Below are 21,156 nucleotides of genomic sequence, written 5' to 3'. Positions count from 1 at the left end.
CGGAGTGATACATGAATATCAATAACACCATTCATTTCTACCGTCCCTCACCTAGTTTACGCCCCTCCAATAAACCAAAGGCTTCACGATAGAGGTTAATCGCTCTCTCCAGATCGTCTGTATCAATATTGACTTGTACTACTTAGGTGAATCCATCTCCCGGCCCAAATTCCGACAATTCAACCCGCTACCGGTCGGGTCTTGCCACATTGCCAGCAATAATCGAATGCCGCACCATTTTCCTCCCCACACTGTGGACAAGGCCAGCTTGTTTGTTCTGCCTCTGCATCCTTTAATAGCTGGCATGCACGCTCGTAATCTCGATCCCGCTCCAACCAGAGTTCTGGCCAGGCCTGATTTGGTGCCAACTCCCCAGATGCCCCCTGGGCATATTCATTTTTCAGCTTTACTGGAATACCTGCCACCTCAAGCCGACTCTTAGCCAGCTCCACCAGCAGGCGATTTTCATGGGTATAAATTAATTTCATAACAGTAGAGGCCGCTAAAACGGCCCCCAGAGTAACCCCGCCAGACGGCTGAGCCAAATTAAAATAACCTGCTACTCCACAACTTCAAATGCACAGTTCACGACCTGACAGTACTCTTCGTGGGGCACAGTAATAATTTCCAAAACAGAGCCCAGGGAATTTAGAGCAGCCCTACCATTCACCAAAACCCGGCCAGAGCGACTGGCAATATACTCAAGCACAGTGCGCCCCCTGGCATTCCTGTATACCGCCAGGCGCTGGCCCTTTTCCACCACATCACCATGTCTAACGAATAATTGTACCCAGTCATTCGCACGGACACGCATGGGGCCGGAACCTGCTTGGTTCGCATATACCCGCTCAATACTGACTAGCCCCGTAACTTCTCCAGCGAGAGGGGCCTCCGCTGCCCATAAATGTGTCAGTCCGCTAACAGCCAGAATAACGATCAACAGGCAGACTCTTTTCAATACGATGCTCCTACACCTAGTTAACTCCACGGGCTCTGACCCACGCTATTACGCATGTCGTCAAAGCCTTTTTGAAAAGGACGATAATTTAGGTATAGCTGACTGGATAATTCACGCCAGAGTTAGCGTGGATGGGAAAAAGAAGAAATAAAAAAGGGCCGCAGTTAGTGGCCCTTTTCAAAATCTGTGCTACTGGAACCCTGCCAGATGGAACCTAGCCCAGATCAATCCAAGTGGATTTCAGTTCACAGTACTTATCCAACGCATGCAGCGATTTGTCACGGCCATTACCTGACTGCTTAAAACCGCCGAAGGGCACGGTGATATCCCCGCCAAAGTAATTGTTGACCCACACAGAGCCCGCATAGATCTCACGGGCCATACGATGAGCCCGGCCCAGGTTATTGGTCCAGATTCCCGCTGCCAGACCGTAAATGGAGTCATTAGCAATAGCGAGCGCTTCCTCTTCGCTCTCAAACTCAATAACCGACAAAACCGGTCCAAAGATTTCCTCGCGGGCGATCGTCATATCGCCGGTCACACCGCGGAATACGGTGGGCTCGTAGTAATAACCACCGGCCACCTCGTCCACTGGTTTGCCGCCACATACCAGTTGGGCGCCCTGCTCCAAGCCTTTAGCGACATAAAATTCAACAGTATCGAACTGGCTGCGATCGATCAGTGCGCCCATTGCGGTATTTGGATCTTGAGGATGGCCAGGCTTAAAGCGTTCGGCGGCCTTACTCACTTTTTGAATGAACTCATCGGCGATGCTTTTTTCCACAAGCAGACGTGAGCCGGCGGTACAGGTTTCCCCCTGGTTGTAGAAAATAGCCAGCGCTGCAGCACCGGCAGCCTTATCCAGGTCTGCATCGGCGAAGACAATATTTGGGCTCTTTCCGCCCAGCTCCAAGAAAGTGCGCTTCAGGTTTGACTGACCGGAATATTCAGTGAGTGTCTTACCCACTTCAGTGGAACCAGTAAAGGTGAGGCAATCGATATCCATATGCAGGCCCAACGCCTTACCCAAGCTGCTGCCCGGCCCCGGCAACACATTCAGTACGCCATCAGGGAGACCCGCTTCCTTGGCCAGACAAGCCAATTTAATTGCAGTCAGCGGAGTATTGGAGGCCGGCTTCAGGATCACACTGTTACCGGTGGCCAGGGCTGGCCCCAACTTCCAAGCGGTCGTAGACAGTGGGAAATTCCAAGGCACAATTGCCGCCACCACCCCCAGGGGCATACGAGTTACCAGGCCAAGCTCGTCGGGGCCTGTGGGGGCGACTTCATCGTAGATCTTGTCGATAGCCTCACCACTCCAACGAATAGTGGTAGCTGCTCCGGGAACATCTACAGCTATGGTGTCGCCAATGGGTTTGCCTGCGTCCAGGCTTTCCAGCAAGGCAATTTCCAGCAAGTGCTCTTCGATCAATTCAGCGAAGCGCACCATGATTTTCTTGCGCTGCATCGGCGGCATTTTTGACCAGACACCGGAGCTAAACGCCTCGCGCGCCACACGCACCGCGTGGTCCGCATCTTCAGGGCCACAACTGGCTATCTGGGCAAGCTCTTCGCCATTAGCAGGGTTGTAGGTGGCACGGGTTTCACCGGAGAGGGCGTCTACATAATGCCCGTTGATAAAGGCTCGACCCTCGATCTTCAGTGAGGCCGCCAGGGCCTGCCATTCCTGCAGGTTTTCGGGGATTTTATTTTGCGCTGACATGGCACACCTCGTTTGGGACAGAAAATTTATCTGGGTTATATCGAAAATGTGATCACAAATCAAAGGGGATAATGGGCCTGGGGCCAGTCTTCCTTCAAATTGCGCTCACAGATCAGTGTGGTGAAGAGTAAAGCAGCTGAATGTAAGCAGCCTTTGGAGCTATGCCACCTGGGTTTCCACCTGCAGCCAGTCATCCTGTAACTGCATCATCAACTTGTCACCGTGCTGCAACTCACCAACTCCCGCGGGAGTACCAGTCAGAACGATATCGCCAGGTTCTAGGGTAAAGAAACTGCTGATATAGGCCACCAGATCGAGAATCGGAGTGAGCATATGCTCGGTCTTGCCCCGTTGGCGCAACTCACCATTTAGCCACAGGGAGTAACTGAGCTTGTCCCAATCCGGCAGCCAGTCCAGTTTTACAAATGGTGAAAGAGGACAGGAATTATCAAAGCCCTTGGCCTTCTCCCAGGGGTGTCCCGCCTTTTTGAGCGTCGCCTGCAAATCGCGCAGGGTTAGGTCCAATGAGAGGCCCAGCCCCGCGATTGCAGGCGATACTTCTACAGCATTGGCATTACACAACCTCTCACCAATCAGCAGCGACAACTCGCCTTCAAAATGACAGCTGCCACGCCCAACCGGCATATGAATAGGTTGGGTCATATCCACCGCTGCGGTAGCTGGCTTGATAAAAAGCAGCGGTTCATCTGGTACCGGATTATTGAGTTCTGCAGCGTGGTCTGCATAGTTACGCCCTATACAAACGATCTTTCCAAGCCGGAATGGGACATTGGTGCCACAGGTAAATTGGTGCTGATACATAAATAAACCAGATAGTTAGGATAGGTATTTCGAATAAAACGATATAACCAGCATGTGCTATGATCGCGCCTTCGCCTGTCTCCCGACACCCGAAGAAGTGACCCAACCGGAATAAACGCACCAGTTATTGCGTTACTCGCACTCAGTGAAGAGATAGTTTATGGCTCCGCACAATACCGATCAAAAAAAGTCCCTGCAAAAAGACAAAATTCGCATCCTGCTGCTGGAAGGCGTACATCAGTCGGCCATCGACCTGCTCGCCTCCCGTGGCTACACCAACGTGGAGTTCCTGAAAACTTCACTGCCCGAAGACCAGTTGGTTGAGAGGATCGCGGATGCCCACTTTATCGGTATTCGCTCGCGAACCCAGCTAACCCGTAAGGTACTGGAACATGCCTCCAAACTGATTGCGATCGGCTGCTTTTGTATCGGTACCAACCAAGTTGACTTAAAAGCGGCCACCGAGCTGGGTATCGCCGTATTTAATGCACCCTATTCCAACACCCGCAGTGTGGCAGAGCTGATCATCGCCGAGACGATCTTTATGCTACGCGGTATTCCAGAGAAAAATGCCATGTGCCATCGCGGCGGATGGCTCAAGTCCGCGGTTGGTTCCTTCGAAGCCCGTGGTAAAACCCTCGGGATTATCGGTTATGGTGCCATTGGCTCGCAGGTGTCGGTCATGGCAGAGGCCATCGGTATGCGAGTGAAATTTTATGATGTCGTCACCAAGTTGCCGTTGGGTAACGCCAGCCAGGTAGGCTCTTTGGGGGAATTGCTGCGCGAGTCCGATGTGGTTTCCCTGCATGTACCAGAGCTCCCCTCTACCAAAATGATGATGGGGGCTGCGCAAATCGCACAAATGAAGCCCGGCGCCATCCTGCTAAACGCCTCTCGCGGTACCGTGGTGGATATTGAAGCCCTGGCTGAAGCCCTCAACAGCAAGCACCTGGCCGGTGCCGCCATAGACGTATTCCCAGTAGAGCCCCGTGGCAATGACGATGAATTCCTCTCTCCGCTACGCGGTATCGACAATGCCCTGCTGACTCCCCACGTGGGCGGCTCCACCATGGAGGCCCAGGAGAATATCGGCACCGAGGTAGCGGAAAAGCTGGCACACTATTCCGATAACGGTACCACCACCAGCTCGGTCAACTTCCCTGAAGTGGCACTGCCGGGACATGTAGGCACTCACCGCCTACTGCATATTCATAAGAATGTGCCCGGTATAATGAGCGCGATCAACCAGGTATTTTCAGAGAATGCGATCAATATCTCCGCGCAGTTCCTGCAAACCAACGAAACCCTGGGCTACGTGGTTATCGACGTCGATGCAGAGTACTCCGACTTAGCCTTGGAAAAGCTGAAGAATATCCCCGGTACCCTGCGCTGCCGCGTACTCTTTTAACATCTGCCCCAGCCCCCACAGTTCCTGCGGGGGCTTGGTATCCGCATAGCTTGAACCCGCCTACCACCTGTCTCTCAACGCCTTCAATTGACCGATAAAGGGATTGATCCCCACTGGCGGACACTTCTACAATAGAAGCCTCTATTCTGTTGGTTCGGCCTCTCACGAAACCCCTCGTGTATCCAGGTCTAACCCGATTTTTCGTTCTTCCACAGCAGGTGTCCCCTTGCGCAACAACGATACCGCCACTACCGGCTTGCTTGCCGGCATTGCCGCCTTTCTCATTTGGGGGCTGGCCCCAATTTACTTCAACCAGCTGCAAGGTATTCCCGCGGCTGAAATCCTCGCGCACCGCAGTATCTGGTCCCTTGCACTGGCGCTGCTGATTATGCTGCTGCTAGGCAAGCTTCCCGATCTCGTCCACACTCTGCGCGATGGTAAGAAAATGCGGGGGTTAGCTCTCACCACAGCGCTGATTAGCGGTAACTGGCTGGTATTTATCTGGGCCATTAACAATGGACACCTGCTGGAAAGCAGCCTCGGCTACTATATCAACCCCTTGATCAATATTGTCCTGGGTGTCTTATTCTTGGGAGAAAAATTGCGACGGCTGCAGTGGTTGGCGGTAGCGCTTGCAGCCATGGGGATTGTCCATGAGCTTTGGCAGTTCGGCCGCGTGCCGGTTATCGCCTTATTCCTGGCTGGATCTTTCGCCCTCTATGGCCTTGCACGTAAACGTGCACCGGTGGAGAGCCTTACCGGACTAGCTATAGAGACCCTGTATATGTTGCCGGTAGCGCTGATCTACCTGCTTTGGAGTGCCAGTCCCACCAGCAACCTGTTAAATAACGGCTGGGAACTGAATAGTCTGCTGTTGTTAGCCGGCCCCGTCACCCTGGTGCCACTGCTGCTTTTCACTATTGCAGCACGCAGGCTGAATCTTTCCACTGTGGGGTTCCTGCAATATATTGGGCCGTCACTAATGCTGGTGGTCGCCACCCAAATACTTGGTGAGCCATTTAGCGAGGGCAAGCTGACTACCTTTATGTTTGTGTGGCTGGGCCTTGCACTTTACTCAATTGACGCACTGGCACAGAGGCGCAAACTCCATTTACAGGGCAAGGCCACACTCTAGAGAGTGAGTGCGAGCAAGTTTCCCCACCGAAGTGTGTGAAAATGGCGGCTACCGATAAGGACTAAATGCCGCCATACAGCAAAGCCCAAACCTTTCGGCCTGCAAGCTGCCTCTACCGAGCCGGCAGCAATTACTCACTGTACTGACTGCGACGCTGGTCTGGACCCTATTGCTTGGACTCTACTGGGGAAGTACTTATGGAGAGATACTTATGGAGAGATACTTATGGAGAGGCACTTATGCGGAGTTACTGGTGCGTGCCAGCAGCTCGGCACTGGCAACACTCCTGTTTTTTACCTGTTGGAATACTGACCCAAAAAGTTACCCCAATCACTGGCCCGCTGGGCCATTCAGGTTATTGGAGTTTATCCATTCCCTTAGCCCTGCTCGCGGTCTATATAGGCACTACTGAGGAAGAGGCCCTCATTTTGGCAAAACCACAACCAGCATCTGAGGTTTCTTGTCATTATGGTAACCAGCAAGCTGTTTGCTCTCTGGATCGCCATGTCGGCCTTACTGCGCCAGCAGGATATAAAACTACGTGAACAAGCCAGGCAATTTGAACGTGAGAGGGGCGCCCTGGAGCGATAGACATTGGATAGCCGGTTGCGATTGTTACAATCCCAGGTAACACTGCACTTTCTTTTTAATACTCTCGCCAATATTCGCAAGCTATAAGAGTCAGCTTCTCCCCGGGTACCGGCACTGCTAGATAGCTTGATCAGCTATCTGCGCGCAACTATTCCACAACTGGATTCAATCAAGAGCGGTCCCTACTACAGACTTGCTGGGCCCTTATGAAAATACGCATGCCCGATCGTCTGCAATTTTCCATAGTTACCGATAATAAGGTGCATCAACTACCCTGCCCGCCCCTGGCATTATTGGCCCTAGTAGAAAAAGAATAAAAGATTTCTGAAGTGCTTACTTAAATACCGTTAGAGAATATTGCGAATCCGCTGGATCCCAAACCATTCACACAGGTGCATCGCTCAGTGGTTAAGACACCCTGCCTGCCTGGCGGTGCGTACCAGCGGCAAATTGTTCTTAATTGATGCAGGAGAAGGCGCCGCTGCTCGTATAGGGCAGTTAGATTTAAATCTCGCCCAAGTAGACCCCATATTTATCACCCACTGGCACTCCGATCATTTTGGTGGGCTTGCAATGGTAATCAATGAGTCCTGGTTTGTAGGAGCTAATTCACCTATTAATGTATATGGCCCTTATGGTATCTATAATACTATGGAGGGCATCAGGAAAAGTTTTGGGCCCGATATATTATTCAGGTCATCCAATCGACAGGGAATTCTAGACCCCATATTAGCAGTCGCTACACCACATTTAGTAAACATTGCTGGGGAACAGACAGAAATTGTTCGGGATATTTGGCACCATGGAAATACTTACGTTTCTGTTTTCGCCGTACATCATGAACCGGTATTTCCCGCTTTCGGTTATGAAATCCGATTCGGCCCCTGCAAGGTAATTGTTACCGGGGATACCCATGTATTTGATACACTGGAATCAATCGAGCGCGATGCTGATCTTCTCATCTCCGAAGCGTTAAGTTATGAATAGTACATCAGTAAACTTAAGCAAACCGGGAATAATCGCAGGGCTCGCCTACGCTATGAGAAAGCCGATCAAATCATCCATTACCATTCTAATACACTGGATATTGCCAAAATGGCAACTAAATCCGGGGTTAAATCCATCGCTCTCACCCACCTTATACCTCCCCCAGTGACCGAAGAAGATAAAAAGGGGTTTGTCACCGGTATGAGCAAATACTACTCTGGTCTAATCAGGGTAATGGATGATCTGGACGAAATAGTACTATCCGATAGTGGCCGCGGCCAAGGCAGAGTAGAGTACCTTTCAGATGAAAATTAAATCAGGTCAACAAGAGCTCACCATCACTCGGGCAACCATTCCTCCGGGTGAAAGAATGCCTGTTCACAAGCACCCCATTCTAAATGGCGTCTATATTGAAAAAGGGACTCTTACCATAGGACTTCCAGGCCAAAAAGAAACACTTACCCTGGGAGATGGGAAGGCATTTATAGAGATAACAGATAAATGGCATTATGGTCGCAATGACGGAAATATACCGGTTACTATTATCTTATCTTATTCAGACCCTGAAGGTGAGCCCACAACTATCTTTAAAATTCCGGATGATAAGAGAGACTAAACCTGTAAATTCTAAACCAAGTAGAAGGGGGAGTTTCAGTCAATTTATTCACTTCGAAAATATCCATACTATAACCAACCGCTGCCATATTTAAGGTAAGCGATTGGTTATATCAGCTGGAAAGTTTCATTCTACCCGATGGATCGCACAAATCTTGTTACCATCTGGGTCACGCAAGTAGGCAATATAAAGCGTTCCTGCCACCCCCTCTCTTACTCCCGGTGGATCCTCACAACGAACACCCCCATTTTCGAGCCCAGCCGAATGCCAAGCATCAGTCTGCTCAACACTAGTAGCAGTAAAACCTATAGTCCCGCCATTTGCATGACTAGCCGACTCACCATTGATGGGCTTGGAGATAGCAAAAACCCCAGTCTTAGTGAAATAAAAGCAACGCCCCTTCTCATCAATGATCCCAGGCTTATGGCCTAGTACTCCCAAAATTGCATCATAAAAAGCCTTGGCTTTCTGCATATCATTGGTACCAACCATAACATGACTAAACATTGCGCCCTCCTGTTTCTTACTAAGTGGCAAAGTCTTAGGCCGTATATATTTACAATTTATGTGCTGGAAAACAATAACCAAATCTACCGAAAAAACCTAACCCCTAAGTAGAATTGTCATTTATTTCTACCAATTAGCGGCCAACGCTTTATCCCTGTATATCGCCATCCATACCCCTAAATTTAGCTTCCTTGCATCTACTTAATTCAAGCGGCTAGAGGCAAAGTTTTTACTTCCACCAGAACCAAACTGTAAAAAACATTTACCACCCTAATTTTTAACATCTTAAAATTATTAACGGACTAAATTTAACCCCTTGGAAATTAGACAGGAGAAAACTCCATACAACCACCATAAGCAAGGATTTTCCCTATAGCAAACATAGTCACCTTCACATTGAAATAATATTTCCCATCAAGCTCATACTCCACAGCAAATATTCTGGGACTAATTATTTTTGGCAGTGGAATACCAAAAATTCTTGTTTTTATAAATTCATAGGCCAATGTCCCACCTACCTCTACAGGGTAGAAATACATCCGTAAAGGCCCCATCTGTTCAACCAGCAAGTCTCCAGTGGATGCAAACTTAGAGTTCAATATTAATCCATCGAAATTACGCATCCACAAAATACCATCCGAAGTGTGGTGGCACTCTACACGAAGTGGACAACTGTGATTTTGTTTCGGAAACCTGAAAAGGGTGCAAATAAAATGCGCAAGTAGTCTCCCTCTCTCAACATTCACCTCCCCCTCAATTACTTTTTTTCCAGTATGAAGTTCTTTAATAAGTGGAGAAAGCCTATCGTAGGAAGGTCCCATTTTCTTTGAAAGAATATTTGTCATTACTATTACTTAGCAAGTCGATTAAAATTCTACTCAATAGAAAATTATTAGCTTTTTAAATACACAGTCGTGGCGGGTAATAATTGGCTAAAAATCTAAGCTAAAAGTCTCTAGAGTAATCTATTGATTCAACCAGTCATCCAGTGCCGCCAATATCTGGTGTCGATAAGGCTGGGTCTCATTGATCATTTGATGACGGGCCCCACGAATCAACACTCGATGGCAGTGGGGGAATCGGTCCCGGATTGCACGCATATCGTAGCGCCAATCAACAGTTCCATCTCCCGTACCCTGGACTACAAGAATCTTACGGGGGTTACGTGCAGTTTTGGGAAATGTTCTTATCCAGTCCACCATAGCACCAAGCCAACACATGGAGATCACCTGTGACTGCAGAGGATCGCGTAGTGCCTGGCGTCGAGAGAACTCCGCATCATGGGTATTGATATTAAACTCACGACTTGGCTCACTGATAAACAGGCGTCCTAAATAATACTTCCACTTTACAAAGTGCCAATTTGCAGGGCGCACAAGGGGAGCCAGCAGAAAAACTTTATCCAATGGCTGCCGACGACTGTACTGCAAATGTGCTAGTAAGGCCGCACCACCAGTGCTCTGCCCCAAGGCATGCCAAGGCTTGGGTAATTTCCCCTCAGCTACAGATAAAAGCTGATCAAATACCTGGCGATATTGTAAAAAAGTCTGGATAGCTACTCGCTCTCCGCTAGAGAGGCCATGGCCGGGAAAATCAAATATTACCACATTCAGATTTCGCTCAAGCCCGAAGCGAATGGCGGGCCCATAAATGCCAGTGTGATCAAAATAACCATGGCAAATAAATAAGGTGCCACGAGGGTTCTCAACTAACCAATACTGGGACACCAACTCAAAACCGGCGGCATTGAAAGTGCCAACTCCAGTTTTATGGGCAAGGGGAAAGTGTAAATCGTAAAAATTTCGGTAATCCTGCATTTCCGTCAGCAATGGTGCCGCATCATTGGCAAAGTCTAGGTGCGGCAACTTTTGACGCAGCGCCGTATAGTCCGGGCGCTTAATCACCGGGCTGCTTTCGTAGGTGCTGATGTCTTGCAAGGTTTCCATTGGACTAATGGTACTGCATTTTTGCCGGGGTGGAAGTGATGCTGTGAACGGACAGGGAGCTTAAATGCAAAAAGGCGGGCTTTAGGCCCGCCTTTCATCGCCTTCAGAGAGAGTAACTGCTTACTTAATTTGCGGTTCCAACTCACCGACAGCATAGCGTTGGCTCATAGCATCAAGGCTCAGCGGGCGAATCTTGCTTGCCTGGCCAGCGGTACCGAAAGCTTCATAACGCGCTACGCAAATGTCTTTCATCGCCTGCAAAGCGGCTTTGTAGAATTTACGTGGATCGAACTCGGATGGGTTCTCAGCCAGGAAGCGGCGGGTCGCACCGGTAGAAGCGAGACGTAAGTCGGTATCAATGTTGACCTTGCGTACGCCGTATTTGATGCCTTCACAAATCTGTTCAACCGGCACGCCGTAAGTTTCAGGGATTTCACCACCAAACTCATTGATCACCGCCAGCCATTCCTGGGGTACAGAAGAGGAGCCATGCATCACCAAATGGGTACCCGGGATACGCGCATGGATTTCCTTGATTCGATCGATAGCGAGAATATCCCCTGTGGGCGGACGAGTGAACTTATAAGCACCGTGGCTGGTACCACAGGCAATTGCCAGGGCATCCACTTTGGTTTTTTGCACAAAATCTGCCGCTTCTTCTGGATCAGTCAACAGCTGGTCATGAGACAGTTTACCTTCAGCACCGACACCGTCCTCTTCACCCGCCATACCGGTTTCCAGGGAACCCAGACAGCCCAACTCACCTTCAACAGAAACACCGCAAGCATGAGCCATATCAACCGCACGCTGTGTAACATCGACGTTGTATTCATATGAAGCTGGAGTTTTGCCATCTTCGCGCAGGGAACCGTCCATCATTACAGAGCTGAAGCCCAACTGGATAGAACGCTGACAAACTGCCGGGCTGGTACCGTGGTCTTGGTGCATTACCACCGGGATTTCCGGGAACTCTTCAATAGCGGCCAGGATCAAGTGGCGCAAGAAGGGTGCGCCAGCATATTTGCGCGCACCGGCAGAAGCCTGAACGATCACCGGAGAGTCGGTCTCTTTGGCCGCCTCCATAATCGCACGCATTTGCTCCAGGTTATTGACGTTAAATGCAGGTACGCCGTAACCGTGCTCAGCGGCATGGTCCAGCAATTGGCGCAGGCTGATAAGAGCCATAGTTAATTCCTTTCTCGTCTACTCGTAGTAATTTTAATTTTTTGCTTTTATCACCCACCGGTTAACTCAGGCAGGCATTATTCCGGTTTATCTCAGTCGTCAGCACGTGACTCAAGTATCGCCACTGCCGGAAGCTTCTTACCTTCTACATACTCCAGGAAGGCACCGCCGCCAGTGGAGATATAAGACACCTTATCGGCAATACCGTATTTATCCACTGCAGCCAATGTGTCACCACCACCGGCGATGGAGAAGGCACTGCTATCGGCGATGGCCTTGGACAAGTGCTCGGTACCAGCACCGAACTGGTCAAATTCGAACACACCTACGGGGCCGTTCCAAATAATCGTCTTGGCATCTTTAAGGATCTCTGCCAGCTTTCCAGAGGACTGGGGACCGATATCAAAGATCATATCGTCCTCAGCTACGGCATCGGCAGACTTCGTCTCAGCAGCAGCTGCTTCGCTAAACTCTTTGCCGGTGACAACATCCACAGGAACAGGGATATCGCACTTTTGCATCAGAGTTTTGGCTGTACCCACCAAATCATGCTCACATAGGGATTTACCTACTGGTTTACCGCTGGCAGCAAGGAAAGTATTGGCTATACCGCCACCAACAATCAGCTGGTCCACCTTGTCAGCCAAACTCTCCAGCACTGTGAGTTTGGTCGATACCTTGGAGCCACCAACGATTGCTACCAATGGGCGCGCCGGCTCGGCCAGGGTCTTTTCCAAGGCATCTAATTCAGCAGCAAGAAGGGGACCAGCGCATGCAATCGGGGCAAACTTGGCAACTCCGTGGGTAGAGGCTTGGGCACGGTGGGCAGTGCCAAATGCATCCATAACAAAGACATCGCACAAAGCAGCATAAGCTTTGGCCAGCTCTTCACTGTCTTTCTTTTCACCCTCGTTAAAACGCACATTTTCCAACAGTGCGACCTCACCATCAGCCAGCTCAACACCTTCCCGCCACTCCTTGATCAGGGCCACTTTACGATCCAGCAGTTGACCAAGATGGGCGGCAACCGGGGCCAGGGAAAACTCCTCTGCATACTCGCCCTCAGTCGGGCGTCCAAGGTGAGACATCAGTAACACTTTGGCGCCAGCATCAATAGCGGCCTGGATCGTCGGGAGTGCCGCACGGATCCGAGCATCAGAAGTCACCTGACCGTCTTTTACAGGTACATTCAAGTCCTCGCGTATAAGTAGGCGCTTACCCGCCAGGTCCAGATCTGTCATCAGTTTGACCGCCATTCGCCAATCCTCTCCTACTTCGATTAACTGAAAATATGGGCGCGGAGTATATCAACAGCACTCCACCGTTGCCGACAGGAAAACCCGTAAAAGCGCCGTTAATTCACCAAGAATTCTGGCTTGGAGAGGTGCTGGTACAGTCTCCCGGTTCATAACAGGTAAAGACTCAGCCCATATCGATGCAATCCAGGGCATAAAAAACTCAAAAGGCTCTCTGATGCAGACACCATACGCCAAATAGGGCCGCTCGAAACGATGAGCTTGATGCACAACCCATACTCCGAGGTGTATCTAGTCAGGGGAAGTCAGCCAGCCCATTTTACCCTGCTGATTTGCCAAATCCTTTGCTGAATGGCCAAACTCAACTCTCGACTAACTAGTCAGATCTAGGGTCAAAGAACTTGTCGAGCAGTAACTAAATTATTGATACATCAATACTTTTCGCTTGGTAACGGTCCCGCTAGAATCGCTGCCCCCTAAAGCACTACTACACAAGATCCAGCCTGTGGTACGCCACCGGCGGAGAAACTATGGAGATCCAATAGGTATGGAACGATCGGACAGTGATATTGTTTTCCAAAGTTATGGACGTTGCTGTAATAACGAACAATTCTTTGTCGACTTTTACGACCGCTTCATGGGTAGCTCTGCTGATATTCGCAATCTGTTTGTCAATACCGATATGAAGACGCAACGACACCTGCTACGCAATGGCATTATGCAGCTTGTCCTCTATTCCCGTGGAATGTCAGACACCAAACTGCGCGCACTGGGAAAAAGTCATGATCGCGATGGCTACAATATTCGCCCTGAGTGGTATCGGTTATGGCTGGATGCATTGATAGCTACACTGCGCCAACATGACAACGACTTTTCCCCGGAAGTTGAAGCCGCATGGAACCGGGCAATAACACCGGGTATCGATATCATCCGTCAAGCATACTAATACCGGTTTTCTAGCCAATCAAAGTATCTACTTTTCTACTACCAACCCACCAGGTTTGCCAACTCCCCCTCGAATAGATATAAAATCCTAATCGGAAGCCCCTTGCCATATGCAGGGGGTGGGGAGTGAACCAATTGGTTTGGCCCCTCCCAAAGATCATCACCAGAATAAAATATAAATAATAATTTCTGGTTTATTATTTCTAGAGCAGCCAATCTCACTAGTTCTCCACCATTGTTGGCAGCCACTTAGGATGATTCGACAAGGAAATTTCTATGAAAATTGTACGAAAGTACAGTGTGCCTTTAGCGTTATCACTTGCGATATCTGCTTGTGGTGAAGCCCCGAAAAATAATGAAAGTGCTCAATCCAAAGTTGAGTCAAGCATTACTGTGCCTAAGAGCACAATTACCCCCTTATATATCAAATATGAAAAATTTACCTTACCGAATGGCCTGCGCGTTATTGTTCATGAGGACCGAAAAGCACCGATTGTATCCGTGGGTGTCTGGTACCATGTAGGGTCTAAAGATGAAAAACCCGGGCGCACCGGTTTTGCCCACCTATTCGAACATTTAATGTTTAACGGCTCAGAAAATTACAACGACGAATACTTCAAACCTTTTGAGCTAGCAGGTGCTACCGGTATGAACGGTACCACTTGGCTAGACCGTACCAACTACTTTGAAACAGTACCAAGTAATGCCCTGGATATGGCTCTATGGATGGAGTCTGACCGTATGGGCCACTTGCTCGGAGTAATCACCCAGGAAAAACTTGACGAACAGCGCGGTGTGGTTCAAAACGAAAAACGCCAAGGGCAAAATCAACCTTATGGCAAAGTTTGGGAACGTATGCAAAAAGCAATATACCCAGCTGGCCACCCCTATTCCTGGACCACTATCGGCTCTATGGAAGACCTAAATGCGGCTACCCTGGATGATGTCCATGAATGGTTTAAGCAATATTACGGCGCAGCTAACACTGTACTGGTATTAGCCGGGGATATTGATGTCGAAACAGCTAAAGAAAAGGCCAGTAAATATTTTGGTGATATTCCTTCTGGCCCGCCATTAATCAAAAAGAAAGCGTGGATCGCTAAACGAGATCAGTCTAGCCGCGAGCAGATGTTTGATCGCGTTGCTCAACCGCGACTCTATAAGGTCTGGAATACACCTAACCTTGCTCATGAAGATGCCAATGCAATTGCACTTGCAGCAGCGGTACTTGGTGATGGGAAAAACTCACGGCTGTATAAACGATTGGTATACCAAGATCAAATTGCCACCGATGTCAGTGTTGGGGTACATGAGTTTGAACTGTCCTCAATTTTCCCAATTACTGCAAATGCAAAGCCCGGTATAGAGCTCTCAACAATTGAAAAAGCCATAGATGAAGAGTTGCAGCGCTTCCTAAAAGAGGGCCCGACTCCAGAAGAGCTGTCCCGCATTAATATGAGCGAGTACGCATCCTTCGCTCGCAACTTGGAACAGATAGGGGGCTGGAGTGGCAAAGGAGTTATTCTTGCACGCGGTGAACTCTATTTAAACAATCCCAATGCCTACCTAGAAGCACTGGGAGAAAAACAAAAAATCACTCCACAGCAGGTTCAGGTTGCCGCGCAAAAGTGGCTTTCTAGTGGCGACTACAATTTAGAAGTCCACCCATTCCCTGAATACACAACCGCAGAGACTGGCGCAGATAGGTCCAAGTTGCCTGAAACCGGCGACTTCCCCAGTGTCCCATTCCCCAAGTTGCAAACAGCCGAACTTCCCAACGGGCTCAAAATAGTGTTGGCTGAGCGTGACTCAGTACCAGTCGTAGACATGCGCCTTCAATTTGATGCCGGCTATGCCGCAGATCAAGGTAGTAAGCTTGGTACATCAAGTTATGCGATGTCTATGTTAAAAGAGGGTACAGGCAAACTAAACGCACTTGAAATCAGTGCAAAAGAGGAAATCCTTGGAGCACGTATTAGCTCATATGCAGCTATCGACACTTCAACTATTCGCTTGAATGCATTAAAAGTAAATATTGATGATTCCATGGATTTATTCGCCGACATAGTAATGAACCCAGCTTTCTCTGATGATGAAATTGAGAGAAAACGCACCCGCTGGATTGCTTCTATCCAGCAAGAGAAAACTCGCCCAATGGAAATGGCTCTACGTAGCCTGCCGCCGCTTCTCTATGGTAAAGATCACGCCTACAGCGCACCACTCACAGGCTCCGGTACAGAGGATTCGATCACGTCACTGAACCGGGATGACTTATTGAATTACCATCAAACCTGGTTACGCCCGGATAATGCCACTTTGATCGTTGTGGGTGATATTACTCTGGATGAATTAACCCAAAAGATGGAGCGGCACTTTGCTGATTGGCGCGCACCAGAAAACCCATTACCAGAGAAAAATCTATCTCAAACTGCACACCCAGAAAAATCTAGTATTTATATTATCGATAAACCTGGAGCCGAGCAGACAATTATCATTGGTGGCCTATTGGCCCCCTCTGAAAAAATAGCAGAACGCGAAGCGTTGCATGTGATGAATGATATCTTTGGTGGCACATTTACCGCACGTCTCAACATGAATTTGCGTGAAGACAAGCACTGGGCCTATGGTGCCTACTCCTTTATGACTGGCGCTAAGGGGCAGCAACCACTGATGGTTTACGCACCGGTCCAAACGGACAAAACCAGCGAGTCTCTCAAAGAACTTCAGAAGGAACTTTACGCTTATATCGGCGATAACCCTGCACGTGAGAAAGAACTTGAAAAGGTTAAAAGCAAGCGGGTAAATGAATTACCCGGGCGCTTTGAAACTATTAGAGCTGTATCTGGTGAGATTGTTAGTATAGTTACTTATGATCGCCCCTTGGATTACATGGATAGCTATGCAGCTAAAATTCGCGGTGTAGACCTTGAATCTGTACATAACCTTGCCAAGCAAACAATTAAACCAGATCAATTTACCTGGGTGATTGTTGGAGACAAGGAAAAGATAGAAAATGGTATTCGAGAACTTGACATTGGTCCAATTACCGAACTAGATAGTGATGGGATGCCTAAACTAAAGTAAGCAATTAGTATTAAAAATTAATTCAGACAGTCAGACTCCTGATTTAGAGGGGTCTGATTGCGTTAACAGCCCACCTCAAAGTAATCCATTCCCCCATAAGTTACCACTTCCTATAAGCCAATATACATAACGTTTTAGAACAAATAAATCTCAATGAATCTGGCGTCAAATCTCAATTTTTACTTTCAAGGAAAATTAAATTCAGAAAGTGTTGTTTTTTATTTCTCAAATAGGAAAAGGTTGTTATTTTCATAACTGGGAGGGGCGGGATTTACTTTCTTAAAGGATTTTACCCTTCCACTAAAAAAATAAATTCTGTTAAAGGAGTGACAAATGAAAAAACCCCTTCCAGCACTTGCCAGCAGCGTCCTGGCTTTATCCTTAGCAACCTCCGCTATAGCCGAAGAAAAACGCTATATCGTCACATTTAAAGACGGTAAAGAAGAAACGGTTAGGTCTCTGGTAAAAGAAAATGGCGGCCGTAAGGCTTTGGAATTAAACCGGCACAATGCCATGGCTGCTCATCTACCTGCCGAAGCTGTAATGGCCCTACGCAGAAATCCAAATATTGCATTTATTGAGGAAGACATGAAGCGTTATGCTTTATCCCAGGAAACCCCTTACGGTATTCCTATGGTACAAGCAGACCAGCTTACTGACCTACAGGCAGGTAATCGTACAGTCTGTATTATTGACTCAGGCTACGACCTGGTACACGAGGATCTCTCTGGCAACGCGGTGAATGGTACCAATGATCCCGAAGGTACAGGTAACTGGTACGAAGACCAGAGTGGTCACGGCACACATGTGGCAGGCACTATCGCCGCTATGAATAACGACTCAGGTGTTGTAGGTGTTTTACCTAGTAGTAATATCAATCTACATATCGTTAAAGTTTTTGGGGCTGATGGCTGGGCCTATTCCTCTTCACTAATCGCCGCCGCAGAGGTATGTGCAGAGAATGGTGCAAACGTTATTAATATGAGCCTAGGCGGCGATAGACCCAATTTCTTTGAAAGACGTGGCTTTGACAGCCTCAACAAACGCGGCATTTTGTCTGTTGCTGCTGCAGGTAATGATGGAAATACTCGTCATAGCTACCCGGCATCCTATAGCTCAGTAGTTTCTGTAGCTGCAATCGACAGTAACAAGCAAATTGCTGGTTTTTCCCAACAGACCAATCAAGTTGAGCTTGCTGGCCCAGGGGTACAGGTTTTATCCTCTATTCCTACAGGTAGCGGCCAGGCTGCCTCACTAGAAGTATCTGGTGTTGAAGTAGAAGCTGCAGCTATGACAGGCACTCCCATTGCCACTATCAGCGGCGCGCTAGAGAGTTGTGGCACTGCCGAATCAGCTTGCATCAGTGCAGCAGGTAAAATCTGTCTGATTCAGCGCGGCAATATTAGCTTTGCTGAAAAAGTCCTTAATTGCGAAGCTGGTGGAGGTATTGGAGCCGTCATCTACAACAATGAACCAGGGCTGCTATTTGGCACTCATGGAGGAGTTGAGACCCACATTCCTTCGGTGGGAATCTCTGACGCTGATGGGGCTGCACTGCTAACACAACTGGGGGCGAGCGCTACTATCGAAACCGAAGCGATGGACTATGCCTATTTTAATGGTACCTCCATGGCAACTCCCCATGTGGCCGGTGTTGCGGCTCTTGTTTGGAGCCACTTCCCAAGCTGTAGTAACTCCGAAATCCGTGCCGCGCTATGGGCAACAGCGGAGGATCTGGGTGAGTCCGGTCGGGACAATGCTTATGGCTATGGCTTGGTACAAGCCAAGGCAGCTTATAATTATTTACAAGCGAATGGTTGCGCTGGATCAATTTAATCTCGTCTAAAAATCTCAAAAAAAAAGAGGGGGACTACTTCCCCCTCTATTCCGATCGTTAAAATATTTTCTAGAGTTTAAGAATTTTAAAATTTGGAGATTAGCCACCTTCAAACAACCACATTAAAACGCAAAAACTTAGCAACCTATTTTCTTACATGCCAATAAGATACAGACGTAAAAATAAAAATGGTTTTTAGCAAAAAAATTAACACACCTCTATTCTTTGCATAAGTATATAAAATGCATTTATAACTGAAAGATATAGACACTTAACCAAGCTTTATATTTTATAGAAAAAACTTACGGACTGGAAAATAAGAATCAAAACATTGCTACGAATGAAAAACCGATATCCGCAACACCTAAAGATCTATCATGAGATTAATTATAAAAACAAGTAAGCACTTATTAACTCAACAGTAAAAGCTAGCGACTAGACGAATCAAACAGCAACTATCTCAATTATTTTTTCCAGAAAACCAAATTCAGTTTTTCACTTTGCAATACATTCATAAGCTGGCATACAATCACTTCACCAAAAACTAATATTTTTCTGAACCTCCAAAGATAAAAATAATTCTCACACAGATTAAATCATCGAGAAAATAACTAAAATAATTACTCATTCAGGAGCAAATAATGGAGAACATTGTATCACTGGTCGCTACAAGCGTACTGACTATAGCCATAGCAAATCACGCGAATGCCGAAGACAAACGCTATATTATTACCTTTAAGCAAGGTAAAGGTGAAACAGTAAAGTCCCAAATGCGTGCGCGAGGTGGACGCAAAGCCCTGGATATTCGCAGGCAAAATGCCATGGCAGCACACCTTCCTGAGAAAGCACTGCAAGCCTTGCGAAAAAACCCAAATATCGAATTCATCGAGGAAGATGTCAAACGGTACCCAATGTCCCAGCAAGTACCCTTTGGCATACCCATGGTACAAGCAGATCAGCTCGGGGATACCCAAGCCGGCAACCGAACCGTCTGTATCATTGACTCTGGCTACGATATAGCGCATGAAGACCTTTCCGGTAATGCGGTAACCGGTAGTAGCGATCCAAGTGGCGCCGGGAACTGGTATGAAGATCAAAGTGGTCACGGCACTCATGTCGCCGGCACTATTGCAGCAATGAATAATGACACGGGTGTTGTTGGTGTCATGCCAAGCAGTAACATCAATCTTCACATTGTCAAAGTGTTTGGTGGTGATGGCTGGGCCTATTCATCCTCCCTGATGGCTGCAGCGGAAGTTTGTGCGGACAACGGTGCTAACGTTATTAATATGAGCCTTGGTGGAGAGCGATTTAATTTCTTCGAAAGGCGTACATTCAATAGCCTGAACAGCCGTGGTATTTTATCTGTTGCAGCAGCGGGCAATGACGGAAATACGCAGCACTCCTACCCTGCCTCTTATGATTCTGTAGTTTCTGTTGGCGCACTCGACAGCAATAAAGAGATCTGGGCATCATCCCAGCAAACCAACCAGGTAGAGCTCTCCGCACCTGGAGTACAGGTCCTCTCTTCAGTTCCGACCGGCACCGGAAGAGCCTCCTCTTTGAACGTGGCAGGTGTTGAGATCGAGGCTGCACCTATTTCAGGCTCCCCCTTGGGCGATATTACAGGTGCACTCGAAAATTGCGACACCGGTGAATCTGCCTGTAATAGCGCTTCAGGTAAGATATGTTTGATTGAGCGCGGTAATATCAGTTTTGCAGACAAAGTATTGAACTGTGAGGCCGGCGGTGGTATTGCCGCGGTGATCTACAATAATGAAGCCGGTTTACTCTCCAGCGCAACTCTGGGTGAAACCGTCACCAACATCCCATCTATAGGCATCTCTGATAGCGATGGCAACGCCCTACTGGGACAACTCGGAGCCAGCGCTAGTTTGGCTAACCAAGCCAGTGATTACGAGTACTTCAATGGCACTTCTATGGCAACTCCTCACGTAGCGGGTGTTGCCGCTCTTGTTTGGAGCCACTTTCCCAGCTGTAGTAATACCGAGATACGTACAGCCCTGACTGCAACTGCAGAAGATCTGGGGGACTCCGGTCGCGATAATGCTTATGGCTATGGATTAGTACAAGCCAAGGCGGCTTACGACTACTTGGCAACGAATGGCTGTACTGGTGCAATCTAGCTTAAAGCA

20 protein-coding genes are annotated in these 21,156 nt (G+C 48.3%); 11 read left to right on the top strand and 9 right to left on the bottom strand.

The window, feature by feature from the left end:
- Nucleotides 1-179: 179 nt before the first annotated feature.
- The 4 genes from ACJJIP_RS00535 to ACJJIP_RS00520 form a co-directional block, all read right to left on the bottom strand.
- Complete coding sequence (locus ACJJIP_RS00535; RefSeq protein ID WP_026305182.1) at nt 180-488, bottom strand: putative signal transducing protein; 309 nt, start codon at nt 486-488, stop codon at nt 180-182.
- A 71-nt stretch (nt 489-559) separates the two neighbouring features.
- Nucleotides 560-958 carry a hypothetical protein gene (locus tag ACJJIP_RS00530; RefSeq protein ID WP_444946013.1) on the bottom strand — a complete coding sequence of 133 codons (399 nt, stop codon included), beginning with the start codon at nt 956-958 and terminating at the stop codon, nt 560-562.
- 214 nt (nt 959-1,172) lie between these two features.
- Complete coding sequence (locus ACJJIP_RS00525) at nt 1,173-2,681, bottom strand: aldehyde dehydrogenase (protein ID WP_444946012.1); 1,509 nt, start codon at nt 2,679-2,681, stop codon at nt 1,173-1,175.
- 159 nt (nt 2,682-2,840) lie between these two features.
- Nucleotides 2,841-3,503: a fumarylacetoacetate hydrolase family protein gene (locus tag ACJJIP_RS00520; protein ID WP_444946011.1), complete on the bottom strand. Its 663-nt coding sequence runs from the start codon at nt 3,501-3,503 to the stop codon at nt 2,841-2,843.
- Nucleotides 3,504-3,663: 160 nt separating this feature from the next.
- Here ACJJIP_RS00520 and serA point away from each other — a divergent pair, with 160 nt between their 5' ends.
- The 7 genes from serA to ACJJIP_RS00485 all read left to right on the top strand — a co-directional run bounded on the left by serA (nt 3,664) and on the right by ACJJIP_RS00485 (nt 8,240).
- Nucleotides 3,664-4,911, top strand: coding sequence for a phosphoglycerate dehydrogenase (serA, locus tag ACJJIP_RS00515; protein ID WP_020414201.1), 1,248 nt, complete (start codon nt 3,664-3,666; stop codon nt 4,909-4,911).
- Between the two features lie 226 nt (nt 4,912-5,137).
- The gene (gene rarD / locus ACJJIP_RS00510; RefSeq protein ID WP_282952215.1) at nt 5,138-6,046 is read left to right on the top strand and encodes an EamA family transporter RarD; all 909 of its coding nucleotides are present in this window, start codon (nt 5,138-5,140) and stop codon (nt 6,044-6,046) included.
- 468 nt (nt 6,047-6,514) lie between these two features.
- Complete coding sequence (locus ACJJIP_RS00505) at nt 6,515-6,637, top strand: hypothetical protein (protein WP_444902502.1); 123 nt, start codon at nt 6,515-6,517, stop codon at nt 6,635-6,637.
- Nucleotides 6,638-6,640: 3 nt separating this feature from the next.
- Nucleotides 6,641-6,724 carry a histidine kinase gene (locus ACJJIP_RS00500; protein ID WP_157533628.1) on the top strand — a complete coding sequence of 28 codons (84 nt, stop codon included), beginning with the start codon at nt 6,641-6,643 and terminating at the stop codon, nt 6,722-6,724.
- Nucleotides 6,725-6,994: 270 nt separating this feature from the next.
- On the top strand, nt 6,995-7,624 hold the full coding sequence (locus ACJJIP_RS00495) for an MBL fold metallo-hydrolase (protein WP_444946010.1): 630 nt from the start codon (nt 6,995-6,997) through the stop codon (nt 7,622-7,624).
- A gap of 108 nt (nt 7,625-7,732) precedes the next feature.
- On the top strand, nt 7,733-7,939 hold the full coding sequence (locus ACJJIP_RS00490) for a hypothetical protein (RefSeq protein ID WP_444946009.1): 207 nt from the start codon (nt 7,733-7,735) through the stop codon (nt 7,937-7,939).
- Nucleotides 7,929-8,240, top strand: coding sequence for a cupin domain-containing protein (locus ACJJIP_RS00485; protein WP_444946008.1), 312 nt, complete (start codon nt 7,929-7,931; stop codon nt 8,238-8,240). The genes ACJJIP_RS00490 and ACJJIP_RS00485 overlap by 11 nt, the downstream gene beginning before the upstream one ends.
- A gap of 126 nt (nt 8,241-8,366) precedes the next feature.
- Here the strand turns inward: ACJJIP_RS00485 and ACJJIP_RS00480 are convergent, their stop codons facing one another.
- The 5 genes from ACJJIP_RS00480 to ACJJIP_RS00460 all read right to left on the bottom strand — a co-directional run bounded on the left by ACJJIP_RS00480 (nt 8,367) and on the right by ACJJIP_RS00460 (nt 13,134).
- Nucleotides 8,367-8,747, bottom strand: a complete 381-nt coding sequence (locus tag ACJJIP_RS00480; protein ID WP_444946007.1) for a VOC family protein — start codon at nt 8,745-8,747, stop codon at nt 8,367-8,369.
- 323 nt (nt 8,748-9,070) lie between these two features.
- A complete protein-coding gene (locus ACJJIP_RS00475; protein WP_444946006.1) occupies nt 9,071-9,592 on the bottom strand; it encodes a DUF4166 domain-containing protein in 522 nt (173 codons plus the stop codon).
- A 120-nt stretch (nt 9,593-9,712) separates the two neighbouring features.
- Nucleotides 9,713-10,693: an alpha/beta hydrolase gene (locus tag ACJJIP_RS00470; protein WP_020414193.1), complete on the bottom strand. Its 981-nt coding sequence runs from the start codon at nt 10,691-10,693 to the stop codon at nt 9,713-9,715.
- 120 nt (nt 10,694-10,813) lie between these two features.
- Nucleotides 10,814-11,878 (bottom strand): class II fructose-bisphosphate aldolase, encoded by a 1,065-nt coding sequence (gene fba, locus ACJJIP_RS00465; protein ID WP_020414192.1) that lies wholly within the window; start codon nt 11,876-11,878, stop codon nt 10,814-10,816.
- 92 nt (nt 11,879-11,970) lie between these two features.
- On the bottom strand, nt 11,971-13,134 hold the full coding sequence (locus ACJJIP_RS00460; RefSeq protein ID WP_353375513.1) for a phosphoglycerate kinase: 1,164 nt from the start codon (nt 13,132-13,134) through the stop codon (nt 11,971-11,973).
- Nucleotides 13,135-13,681: 547 nt separating this feature from the next.
- Between ACJJIP_RS00460 and ACJJIP_RS00455 the strand changes: the two genes are divergently transcribed.
- The 4 genes from ACJJIP_RS00455 (at nt 13,682) to ACJJIP_RS00440 (ending at nt 21,147) form a co-directional block, all read left to right on the top strand.
- Entirely contained in the window at nt 13,682-14,080 is a 399-nt protein-coding gene (locus ACJJIP_RS00455; RefSeq protein ID WP_444946005.1) for a globin, read from the top strand.
- Between the two features lie 275 nt (nt 14,081-14,355).
- The gene (locus ACJJIP_RS00450; protein WP_444946004.1) at nt 14,356-17,163 is read left to right on the top strand and encodes a M16 family metallopeptidase; all 2,808 of its coding nucleotides are present in this window, start codon (nt 14,356-14,358) and stop codon (nt 17,161-17,163) included.
- A 333-nt stretch (nt 17,164-17,496) separates the two neighbouring features.
- A complete protein-coding gene (locus ACJJIP_RS00445; protein ID WP_444946003.1) occupies nt 17,497-18,999 on the top strand; it encodes a S8 family serine peptidase in 1,503 nt (500 codons plus the stop codon).
- 642 nt (nt 19,000-19,641) lie between these two features.
- Nucleotides 19,642-21,147, top strand: coding sequence for a S8 family serine peptidase (locus tag ACJJIP_RS00440; RefSeq protein WP_444946002.1), 1,506 nt, complete (start codon nt 19,642-19,644; stop codon nt 21,145-21,147).
- The last annotated feature ends 9 nt before the right edge of the window (nt 21,148-21,156 follow it).

The organism is Microbulbifer variabilis (genome assembly GCF_052467165.1).
Note: the sequence above shows the minus strand (reverse complement) of the source record. Positions and strands in the feature narration are given on the sequence as shown.